Source organism: Streptomyces sp. NPDC090741, assembly GCF_044769045.1.
GTDB lineage: Bacteria > Actinomycetota > Actinomycetes > Streptomycetales > Streptomycetaceae > Streptomyces.
Window position 1 is genome coordinate 1 of record NZ_JBIVXF010000037.1, and the last position, 10,755, is coordinate 10,755.

7 protein-coding genes are annotated in these 10,755 nt (G+C 72.4%); 4 read left to right on the forward strand and 3 right to left on the reverse strand.

Annotated elements, in window-relative coordinates; genetic code table 11:
- On the forward strand, nucleotides 1–1,652 hold a 1,652-nt coding region (locus ACIQU4_RS42090; protein WP_403743172.1), incomplete at its 5' end, for a transcriptional regulator.
- Here ACIQU4_RS42090 and ACIQU4_RS42095 read toward each other — a convergent pair.
- Complete coding sequence (locus ACIQU4_RS42095; RefSeq protein WP_403743174.1) at nucleotides 1,639–3,684, reverse strand: sigma-70 family RNA polymerase sigma factor; 2,046 nt, start codon at nucleotides 3,682–3,684, stop codon at nucleotides 1,639–1,641. The genes ACIQU4_RS42090 and ACIQU4_RS42095 overlap by 14 nt on opposite strands.
- Nucleotides 3,685–3,934: 250 nt before the next feature.
- Nucleotides 3,935–4,705 carry a TetR/AcrR family transcriptional regulator gene (locus ACIQU4_RS42100; RefSeq protein WP_403743177.1) on the reverse strand — a complete coding sequence of 257 codons (771 nt, stop codon included), beginning with the start codon at nucleotides 4,703–4,705 and terminating at the stop codon, nucleotides 3,935–3,937.
- Between the two features lie 342 nt (nucleotides 4,706–5,047).
- Between ACIQU4_RS42100 and ACIQU4_RS42105 the strand changes: the two genes are divergently transcribed.
- Nucleotides 5,048–6,466, forward strand: coding sequence for an NAD(P)/FAD-dependent oxidoreductase (locus ACIQU4_RS42105; protein WP_403743180.1), 1,419 nt, complete (start codon nucleotides 5,048–5,050; stop codon nucleotides 6,464–6,466).
- Nucleotides 6,467–6,579: 113 nt separating this feature from the next.
- Nucleotides 6,580–8,367: a SpoIIE family protein phosphatase gene (locus tag ACIQU4_RS42110; protein WP_403743185.1), complete on the forward strand. Its 1,788-nt coding sequence runs from the start codon at nucleotides 6,580–6,582 to the stop codon at nucleotides 8,365–8,367.
- A 69-nt stretch (nucleotides 8,368–8,436) separates the two neighbouring features.
- On the opposite strand, the gene ACIQU4_RS42115 is transcribed toward ACIQU4_RS42110, so the two are convergent.
- Entirely contained in the window at nucleotides 8,437–9,720 is a 1,284-nt protein-coding gene (locus ACIQU4_RS42115) for an MFS transporter (RefSeq protein ID WP_403743182.1), read from the reverse strand.
- Between the two features lie 125 nt (nucleotides 9,721–9,845).
- On the opposite strand from ACIQU4_RS42115, the gene ACIQU4_RS42120 reads away from it, so the two are divergent.
- Nucleotides 9,846–10,382: a MarR family winged helix-turn-helix transcriptional regulator gene (locus tag ACIQU4_RS42120; RefSeq protein WP_134073164.1), complete on the forward strand. Its 537-nt coding sequence runs from the start codon at nucleotides 9,846–9,848 to the stop codon at nucleotides 10,380–10,382.
- Nucleotides 10,383–10,755 lie beyond the last annotated feature (373 nt).

Genomic DNA, 10,755 nt, shown 5'->3' on the forward strand with positions numbered 1-10,755 from the left:
TCCTGGACCTCCTCGGCTCCCTCGTCGACAAGTCCCTCGTCGTCGCCGCCCCCGGCCCCGACGGCACCGAAATGCGCTACCGCCTCCTGGAGACCATCCGCGAGTACGCCGCCGAACGCGCGGCCGCGCACCCCGCCGACCGCCGCGCCGCCGCCGACCGCCACGCCGCGCACTTCCTGGCCCTCGCGGAGGAGGCCGAGCCCCTCCTGCGCGGCGCCGCCCAACTGCCCTGGATCCGGCGCATCGAGACCGAGCTCGACAACCTCCGCGCGGCGCTCCTCCACACCGTCCACAGTGCCGCCGTCGAAACCGGCCAACGCCTCGCCCTCGCCCTCGGCTGGTTCTGGTGGCTGCGCAACTACCGCACCGAGGGCGCCGAATGGTCCGCCCGGGTCCTGGAGACCAGCTCCGCCGAGCCACCCGAGGGCACGCCCGCCTACTGGCGCTTCATGCGCCTGCGCATGATGCACGTCTTCCTCATCGCCGACGGCAACGCCCCCAAGGACCTCCGGACCCCGCAGAACATCGCCCTCGCCGAGCGCATGCGGCAGATCTTCCGCGCCGGCGGCCCCGAGACCGCCCGTTTCCCCGGCATGCTCTGGCCGATGACCAACCTCCTCACCGGCAACTCCATCGACTTCCGCGACGGACTCGACGAGACCGTCGACAACTGCCGTAGCCACGGCCAGGACTGGGAACTCGGTGTCTCCCTCATGCTCCGCACCCACGTGGGGATCGACATCACCGGCGGCCTGTCCACCGTCGACGCCGACCTCGCCGAACTGCACGAGATCGCCGACCGCGTCGGAGACCGCTGGACCCGCTCCCAAGTGGCGAGCGCCGCCGGCGAGGTCGCGCTCTCCCGCGGCCGCTACGACTGGGCTCGCAGCGAGTACGAGGAGTGCCTGCGCCTCGCCCGCGAGGTCGGCGCCCACATGGAGACGCCTTTCGCCATCGCCCGGATCGCCGAGTCCGCCTTCTGCTCCGGGGACTTCGCCGGCGCCGAGCAGCTCCTGGCCGAGGCGGCCCGCGAAGCCGAGCGCTACGGCGGGATGCACGAGATCCAGGTGTACGGCGGCATGCTCACGGCGCTCGTCGCCCTCGTCCAGGGCGACCTCGGGCGGGCCCGTACCGAGTGCGAGCTCGCGCGCGCCGCGGCCGGAAACATGTCCGGGCCCCCGCAGCTCGCCGCCGGACTCGGCAACATCGACGCGGTCCTCACCGGCCGCGAACAAGGACCGCAGGCCGGCCTCACCAAGCTCGCACCGGCCCTGGCCACCGCCGTCGCCGCGCACTGCGCCGAGCGCGTCCTGGCCTCGCTCACCGACACCGCGGCCGTGCTGCTGTCCGCCTCGGGGCGCACCGCAGAGGCCGTACGGGCGCTCGCCGCAGCCACCGCCTGGCGCGCGGGCCACCCGCGCTCGGTCCCGGAACAGGCCGCCGTCGGCGGACTCCCGGCCGCCGCGCGCGCCGTGCTCGGCGCCGACCGCTACACGGCGGAGGAGGCGGCGGGCGCGGAGCTCTCCCCGGCCGAGGTCGCCACCCTCGTCACCCAGGCCACCCAGGCCACCCAGGCCACCCAGGCCACCCAGGCCACCCAGGCCACACAAGTCACCGAGGCCACCCAAGCCACCCGGATCACCGGCAACTGATCACGGCGTCGGCCCAGCTCGCCAGGGTCGGCAGGCTGCCCTGCCCGGCCTGCTCCACCACCAGCCGCAGCGTCTTGCGCCCGGCCAGGGAGACGTCGACAGCGGCGGCCGGATCCCCGAACCCGAGCGCGTCCGACCGCCACAGGCGCTGCCCGTCGCCGTACACGGAGAACCGCACCGTGCCGTCGGTGAACAACGACAGGTCGTCCACCCCGGCCCGCGCCGAGAACGCGGTGCACTGCCGGTTCAGGGTGATTTCCACCGAGGAACGGGAGTTCACCGTGATCCCCTGCGCGAACCGCCGGTCCGCGATCCGGAGCCCCCACCGCTGCCACACCCAGCTGCTGCGCCCGGTCTGCAGCTCGGGACCGCTGTGGTCGCCGAACGCCGCGTGCCCGAGCCCCGCCAGCCGGAACCCCTGAGGCGGCTTCGGTACGGACGGCGACGGCGAGGGGGACGGCTTGGCCGGGCTCGGGGTCGGGGACGGAGTCGGCGAGGGCTTCGGCGGCGGGAACACGGGCGGAGCCGGAGCCGGGACCTTCGGCTTCGAGGGGGAGGGGGTCGGCGCGGCCGGAGTCCTGCCCGGCTCGGAGGTTACGGAGCCCTGCGCGGCCGGCGGCTCCGCATGCGTCGGCGCCGGTGTCCGCGGAGCCGGGACCAGCGGCACGACGGGCGCCGCCACACTCGGCGCGGGCTGCGCCGCGACCCCCGGCCCGGGATCGTCCCCGGCCAGCGCGAACACCACCCCCGCGGCTGCGGCGACCGCGATCCCGGCGGCTATGGCGGCCTTGACCGGCAGCCCGAGCCCCTCGGAAGCCACCGCACCCCCGACCCCGGACCCTGCACCACCCGCACCCCCGGCACCACTGGCCCCGGCAGCCCCACCGGCAGCTCCAGCTCCCGCAGTCCCGCCCGCAGCCCCGGCCCCGCCGGCAGCCCCACCCGCAGCCCCGGCCCCACCGGCAGCCCCCGCCCCGGCCCCCGCCGTCGACCCGCCGGCAGCCGCGGCAGCAGCCCCCGCGCCCCCCGCGGCGACGGCCCCGCCGGCCACCACACCGGCCGCCTTCGCCGCGTACCCGGCGGCGAACCAGCCGATGACCGCGACGGGCAGCAGCGCGGGAATGCCCGCGTTGACGTCCTTGAGCTCCCCGGCGGCCAGCCGGCACTTCACGCACTCCTCCAGGTGGCCCCGCAGCCCCCGCTCCGCCCGCATCCGCAGCCCGCCGCGGGCATACGCCCCCAGCCGGTCCGCGTACCGCGCGCAGTCCCCGCCCGCACTCAGCGCCGAGCTCACATGCGCCTGCAGATAGGCCTGCTTGAGCCCCTCCCGGGCGCGGCTGGCCAGCACTGCCGTCGCGTTGGCGCTCAGCCCGAACAGCGGGGCGATCGCACTCGGCGAGGCATCCTCGACGGTGGTGTGCCACAGCACGGCCTGCCACCGCTCGGGCAGACTCCGGAAGGCCTGCATCGCCAGCGACTGCTCCGCCTCGCGCATCGCCCGGACTTCCGCGCCCAGTTCGAGGGTGTCGTCCCCGGACAGGCCGGACATGCCACCGCCGACCTCGGTCCCCGCGGCAGCCTGCTCCGCGAACACCGCGAAGTCCTCGACGAGATGCTCCCGCCGGGAGGTCTTCGCCCATGCCGCCGCGACCCGGCGCAGCGTGGTCAGCAGGTACGCCCGCACCGACTGGTCCGGCCCGGCCCCGCCCCGTACCGCCTGCAGCGTCCGCGCGAACACCTCGGCGGTCAGGTCGTCGGCCGTGTGCGCATCGCGGCAGCAGGTCCGCGCGTAGCGACGTACGGAATCCGCGTGCCGGAGGAACAGCTCCTCGTACGCACCGTCGTCACCCCCGCGCATCCGGGCGATCAAGTCCCCGTCGGACGGAGGCAGATCGGCACCGGAATACCCCGAGCCCGCGTGCCGCCCGCGGCGCGGCTCGCGCTGCGCAGGGACCTGGCGTGCGGCCGGGCTCTCCGCCTCGACCTCGCCGCCGGCACCACCGAGGGGCTCTTCCCGACCGTCAACGCCCATCGCGGAAGCCCCCGCACGCCACACTCAACCGGTACACCGTTCAAGCGTGTCACACGGGGGGCGCACGCCGGACCCGTCTTCCCACCATCCACCCGTCCGGGCAACATCCGGTGAAACCCCGTACCGATCCTCACTCTTTCGAGCGAGAGACCGTTCGGAGGACCGTTCGACGAACCGGTCGGAGGGTGGGACGGACGGGCAGCGGCAGGCACCCCACAGGGGCGTCCGCGAGGACCGTGCCCCGTACGGCTCAGGCCGTCCGGGACCGCAGCCCTTCGAGCAGGATGTCGAGCAGCCGGGATGAAGCCGCCGCCTGCTGCGCCGCGTCGGGCAGCGCCGGAGCTGCCGTGGCTATCACCAGCAGCACATCGGCCACCGTGACATCGCCGCGCAGCTCACCCGCCTCCCGGGCACGGTCGACCAGCCGGCCGACCACCTCCAGCAGCGCACCCGAGCCCGCGTCCTCCGAGGGCTCGTCCTCGATCGGAGTCCGCGAGCCCACGACCCGCAGCTCGGGAGCCCCGCCGGTCACGCCGGCCTGGCGCTGGTGCGGAACCCGCGCCGCCGCTTCTTCGACGTCGTCCTCGCTCGCCGACCCGACCCGCAGCACCTGCGGCGGCAGCAGCCGCCCGGCGCCCGAGGCCACGGAGGTGCGCAGGAAGCGCGACAGCGCCTGCCACGGCTCCTCCTCCTGGCCCAGGGCGGCCTGGGCCTGCTCGGTCAGCCGGGCGGTCTCCTCCTCGGCTATCCGGCGGACCAGGACGTCCTTGCTCGGGAAGCGCCGGTACACGGTGCCGACGCCGACGCGTGCGCGCCGCGCCACGTCCTCCATCGGAGCCCCGTAGCCCAGCTCGCCGAACACCTCGCGGGCCGCGCGCAGCACGTGTTCGAGGTTGCGCTGGGCGTCGACGCGCAGCGGCGTGGAGCGGCCCACGCCGTGCGTCGTGCCGCCCGTCATCACGCGGCCGTTGCTCTCACTCGAGAGCGCGGTCGCAGAACCATGGAAATCGGAAATATGCATATGTATCCCCCGGTGATCATTTGTCTCCCCCCGGAGACACTCCCCGCCTTCGTGTCGAGGTGGGCCACGGTCATGTGGGCCCCGGTCTTACTCCTCGACGAGATACGAACATAGTTGAGCCAGAGTCAATTCAGAAGAGGCAGCCCCGGACGGACCACCGCCCGATCGGAGCATTCACCCCCACTTTTCCGATCCAAGCCCCCGGAATCACCCGTTCCGCACCACCTGACCTGCGGAACTCCACCCCCACTCAAGCCATCCGGCAGCCCCGTACCGGCACCCCCTCCGGTCACACAATGTGTCAGGCCTGTGGACAAACTCCCGGCCACGTTGCGTCATGGGATGGTGAAGGCTGCTAACTCCCGGGGCACGGCCCCCGGTACCCCGCCCCGTACGCGCATCCTCGTCGTCGGCGGCGGCTACGTCGGCATGTACACGGCGCTCCGGCTCCAGCGAAAGCTCAGAGCCGGCGAAGCCGAGGTCACGGTCGTCAGCGCCGAGCCGTACATGACGTACCAGCCCTTCCTCCCCGAGGCGGCCGCGGGCTCCATCTCCCCGCGCCACGTCGTCGTGCCGCTCCGCCGCATCCTCGACAAGTGCCGCATCGTCATCGGCGAGGCCCAGCGCATCGACCACGCCAAGCGGACCGCGACCGTCGCCACCCTCGCCACCGAGGACGAGGGCACCGGCGCGCTGGAGATCGAGTACGACGAACTCGTCCTCGCCCCCGGATCCGTGTCCCGCACCCTGCCCATCCCGGGACTCGCCGACTACGCCATCGGATTCAAGACCGTGGAAGAGGCCATCGGCCTGCGCAACCACGTCATCGAACAGATGGACATCGCCTCCTCCACCCGCGACCCCGCCCTCCGCGACTCCGCCCTCACCTTCGTCTTCGTCGGCGGCGGCTACGCGGGCGTCGAGGCCCTCGGCGAACTGGAGGACATGGCCCGCTACGCGGCCCGGTACTACCACAACATCAAGCCCGAGGACATGAAGTGGGTACTGGTCGAGGCCAGCGACCACATCCTCCCCGAGGTCGGCCCCGAACTCGGTGTCTACACGGTCCGCGAACTGCGCCGCCGCAACATCGACGTACGCCTGGAGACCCGGCTCGACTCCTGCGAGAACCGCGTCGCCGTGCTCAGCGACGGCGCCCGCTTCCCCACCCGTACCGTCGTGTGGACCGCAGGCGTCAAACCGCACCCGATCCTCGCCGCCTCCGACCTCCCGCGCACCGAACGCGGCCGCCTCACCTGCACCGCCTTCCTCACCGTCGACGGCGTCGAACACGCCTGGGCAGCCGGCGACGCCGCCGCCGTCCCCGACATCACCGCCAAGGAGGCCGACCGCGAATGCGCCCCCAACGCGCAGCACGCCGTCCGCCAGGCCAAGGTCCTCGCCGACAACCTGGTGGCCTCCCTGCGAGGCGAGCTCCTGACCGAGTACGCGCACAAGTACGCGGGCTCCGTGGCCTCCCTCGGCCTCCACAAGGGCGTCGCCCACATCTACGGGCGCAAGCTCAAGGCCTACCCCGCCTGGCTGATGCACCGCACCTACCACCTCAGCCGGATCCCCACCTTCAACCGCAAAATGCGCGTGCTCGCCGAATGGACCCTCTCGGGCCTCTTCAAGCGTGAGATCGTCTCCCTCGGCTCACTCGAACACCCCAGGGCAGAATTCGAACTCGCCGCCGGACACGGCCACAAATTCCCCCCGCCCCCACCCGCCCCCAACCCCCCGAAAGACAGCCAGGGCTGACGTTGTCAGTGCGGTCGGCCACACTGGACGTGTGACCATAGGTGGGCCCACGCCTGCACACAGTGACATTCACGGCACAGTGACCACTTGCGACACCACGAGGCTTGAACGCAGTGAACTTCACGCGCTGGAGCGCCCGTTTTCCCGGAACGCAGCGCCGCGCCGCCGCCCGGTCCGAACACGCCGCCGCCCAGGCCAAGCGGGGTGAGGGCGCCGTCCCGGCAGCCCGCGGCGCCGCCGCCGCCCGCTCGGCCACGGTGCCGGACGGCGGCCCCGCGGACCCCACGGTCTCCGGCACAGGGACGGGCGCGAACACCGGCCCGAACACCGGCCCGGGCAGCGGCAGTGGCGCCGGCAGCGGCGTCCTCGCCGCCGTGCCCTCCCTCGACGAGCTCTCCGTACGGGAGGTCCTCGGCCGGCTCCCGGCCCTCATCGCGCTCGTCCACGGCCCCGAACACCGGGTCGCCTACGTCAACGACGCCTACACCGCCGGATTCGGCCCCCGCCCCACCGGCGCACCCGCCCACGACGCCCTCCCCGAACTCGGCGAGCTCGGCCTCCTCCCGCTCCTCGACCAGGTCCAGCGCAGCGGCAAGCCCCGTACCGCCAAGAACCGCACCGCCCCCGGCGGCACCAGCTCGTACACGGTCACCTGCACCCCCGTCGAGTTCCCCAAGGCCGCCACCGAAGGCGAAACCGACCCCCACCACACCGGGGTCCTGATCCACCTCGCCGACGTCAGCGACCACGCCGAAGCCGTCGAACGGCTGCGCGCCAGCGAGCGCCGCCAGCGCGAGGCCGCCGTCACCCTCCAGCGCTCCCTCCTCCCGCAGGAACTCGAACAGCCCGACGACCTCCGCGTCGCCGCCACCTACCAGCCCGGCGGCACCGAGGCCGCCGTCGGCGGCGACTGGTACGACGTCATCACCCTCGGCGCCGGCCGGACCGCCCTCGTCATCGGCGACGTCATGGGCCGCGGCGTCCGCGCCGCCGCCGTCATGGGCCAGCTGCGCACCGCCGTCCGCGCCTACGCCCGCCTCGACCTGCCCCCGCACGAGGTGCTCCAGCTCCTCGACGGGCTCGCCGCCGAGATCGACGCCAGCCAGATCGCCACCTGCGTCTACGCCGTCCACGACCCCAACGAGGGCCTGCTCGCGTACGCCTCCGCCGGCCACCTCCCGATCCTCGTCCGCGACGAGGACGGCACCGTACGCCGGGCGGCCGACCCCACCGGCCCGCCACTCGGCACCGGCGGCTGGCTGCACACCTCCGGCACCATCGCGCTGGGCCCCGGCTCCACCGCCGTCCTCTACACGGACGGCCTCGTCGAACGGCGCGGCGAGGACATCGACGAGGGCGTCGCCGCCCTGGAACGCGCCCTCTCCGGCGCCCAGGGCACCCCCGCGGTCATCTGCGACCGCCTGATGCGCGCCCTCGGCGTGGACGCCGACCACGACGACGACGTCGCCGTCATGGTCCTCCAGCAGCCGAGCCGCACCGGGGCCGACGCCGAGCTCTTCCACAACGCCGCCCTGGAGCTCCTCGGCGGAGTCGAGGCGGCCCCCCGCGCCCGTGCCTTCGCCTCCGGAGTCCTCGCCTCCTGGCGCTTCCCGGTCGAGCTGTGCGACCTCGGAGTCCTCGCCGCCAGCGAGCTCGTGGCGAACTCCCTCCAGCACGGCACCCCGCCCATGCGGCTGCGACTGCGCCGCACCGACCGCCGCCTGATCATCGAGGTGACCGACGGGGACGACCACCTCCCGCGCCGCCGCCGCGCCGAACCGGCCGACGAGACCGGCCGCGGCATCTCGATCATCGCGACCATCGCCTCCTCCTGGGGCTCGCGCCGCACCCCGGGCGGCGGCAAGGCCGTGTGGTGCGAGTTCGCCCTGCCGGACAAGTAGCGGGTACGCGAAAGGCCCGGTCCACGGGGGACCGGGCCTTTCGCGTATCTCGTATCGCTCCTATCGCTCCTACGCGGGCACGCGCGCGGGCTCGGTGGCCGGCACGACCACCGCCGGCACCGGCTCGCCCTTCAGCAGCGACGGCTTGTCCTGCACCGCGCTCAGCTGCTTGCCGAGCCGCAGCGCCAGCCACGCGATCCCCAGCGAGACCACGACGAACACCCCGATGTAGAGCATCGGCACACCCGCACCCAGCGGCACGCCCAGCGGCCCGAGAGCCAGCGCCATCTGCTTGACCAGCGCGAAGGCCGAGTTGTACTGGCCCACCGAACCCTCCGGCGCCAGGTCGGCCACCAGCGGGGCCAGGGTCGGCGACAGCATCGCCTCGCCGATGCCGAAGAGCGCGTACGTGGTGATGAACGCGGCGGCGGCCATCATCGCGCTGCCGTGCCCCAGCCCCGAGAACCCGGCGATGACCCAGGCCACGGTCCAGATCAGGCCGACCAGCGCGATCACACGGGACCGGCGGCGCTTCTCGACCAGCTTCAGCACGACGAACTGCGCCACGACGATCGCACCGGTGTTGGCGGCCAGCGCGAAGCCGAGGGTGGACGGGGAGATCCCGGCGGCCTCGGTACCGAAGGCGGCGAGACCGGACTCGAACTGCCCGTAGCAGGCGAAGAAGATCACGAAGCCCAGGACCAGCAGCTTGACCATGGCCTTGTGCTCGAGCAGCCGCTTCCACGCGCTGCCCGACCGGGACTCGTCCCGCGGCACGGCGTCCTTGATGCTCGGCGCGTGCGGCATCCGTACGGTGAGGATGACCCCGGCCAGGACCAGGAACATCACGGCCTCGATGCCGAACAGCAGGGTGAAGCTGGCGGGACGGCTCTCGTCGACGATCTGGCCGCCGATGAGGCCGCCGATGCCCAGACCCAGGTTCTGCATGAAGAACTGGAGCGCGAAGGCACGCGTCCGGGTGCCCGGCGTCGAGCACCACACGATCATCGTGGCCAGCGCGGGCTGCATGACGGCCTGCCCGGCGCCGAGCGCCAGGGCGGACAGCAGGATCGGCACGATCCCGGTGGACAGCCCGAGCGACAGGGCGCCGGCCGAGGCGGCGACGGCCGCTCCGATGACCACGGGGACGGGACCTCGGCGGTCGATGACCCGACCGGTGAGGGGCAGCGCGACCAGGGCACTGACGGCGAAGGCCACGAACGCGCTCGTGGCCGCCATGGAGCCCAGACCTCGCACCTGCGCCACGTAGATGTAGAGGAACGGAACCGTGAAACCGATGCCGAACGCGGTCAACGCGTTGCCGGCCTGGATCCGCCGCATCGCAGCGCCCATCACCCTGGTCACTTCTCACCTGCCTTTGAGAACTGAAGCCCGAAGACTTCATACCTAAACTTCGATCCTTAACTCTACACATCGAAGGAGTTAGACGCCAACGGGATCGTGCGATACTTCGAACCATGGGTGACACCCCCGACGGCACCGCGCCCGTCCACGAGCCGAGCCTCGACGAGCAGATCGCCGTCTATCAGCGCGAGTTCCAGGACCTCGATCCGCAGGTCGAGAAGGTGGTCTCGGCCCTGAGCCGGCTGAACCGCCGCATGAACGTCGCGTACGGACGCCAGACCGCCGCTCTGGGCATCAGCAACGCGGAGTGGGAGGTCCTCAAGGCCCTCGTCATCTCCGGAGCCCCGTACCGGATGGGCCCGAGCGAACTCGCGAAGCAGCTGGGCCTCACGCCGGCGGCGATGACCCACCGGATCGACCGCATGACGGCGGAGGGACTGGTGACGCGCGAGCGGGACGAGTCCAACCGGGTCCGCGTGATCGTGGAGCTCACGGACGAAGGCCGCAGCAAGTGGCTCGACGCCATGAGGGCGGCCACGGTCTTCGAGGAGGACCTCCTCCAGGACCTCTCCACGGCGGAACGGGGAGTGCTGGGCGACATGCTCACCCGGCTCCTGGACCGCGTGGAGGACCTCCAGTCACGGAGCTGACCAGCACCTGAGCTGTGGGTTTGACACCGACCCCGTGGATCCGTAAGGTTCTTCGAGTTGTCCCAGAGCCGGAAGGTTTTGGCGACGGCACCTCCCGCCGCCTCGTTGCGGCACCCAACTCAGCGCGATCTCCCACCGGGAACGAATTCGGCATGCCCGAATTGATTTCCGAAGGCCGATTATGAATCGGCCGGGAAATCCACTAGAGTTCTGGGAGTCGGAAGGGCCCAACAGCCCGGAAGACAAACCCCGCTGACCGGGGGTCAGGCCCGAAAGGATCTGATAGAGTCGGAAACGCAAGAACGAAGAACGAAAGCCCGGAGGAAAGCCCGAGAGGGTGAGTACAAAGGAAGCGTCCGTTCCTTGAGAACTC

What these genes read in the sequence shown, in the direction of transcription:
- ACIQU4_RS42095 (WP_403743174.1), bottom strand. Translation starts at nt 3,684, where the DNA reads ATGGGCGTTGACGGTCGGGAAGAGCCCCTCGGTGGTGCCGGCGGCGAG.
- ACIQU4_RS42100 (WP_403743177.1), bottom strand. Translation starts at nt 4,705, where the DNA reads ATGCATATTTCCGATTTCCATGGTTCTGCGACCGCGCTCTCGAGTGAG.
- ACIQU4_RS42105 (WP_403743180.1), top strand. Translation starts at nt 5,048, where the DNA reads ATGGTGAAGGCTGCTAACTCCCGGGGCACGGCCCCCGGTACCCCGCCC.
- ACIQU4_RS42115 (WP_403743182.1), bottom strand. Translation starts at nt 9,720, where the DNA reads ATGGGCGCTGCGATGCGGCGGATCCAGGCCGGCAACGCGTTGACCGCG.
- ACIQU4_RS42120 (WP_134073164.1), top strand. Translation starts at nt 9,846, where the DNA reads ATGGGTGACACCCCCGACGGCACCGCGCCCGTCCACGAGCCGAGCCTC.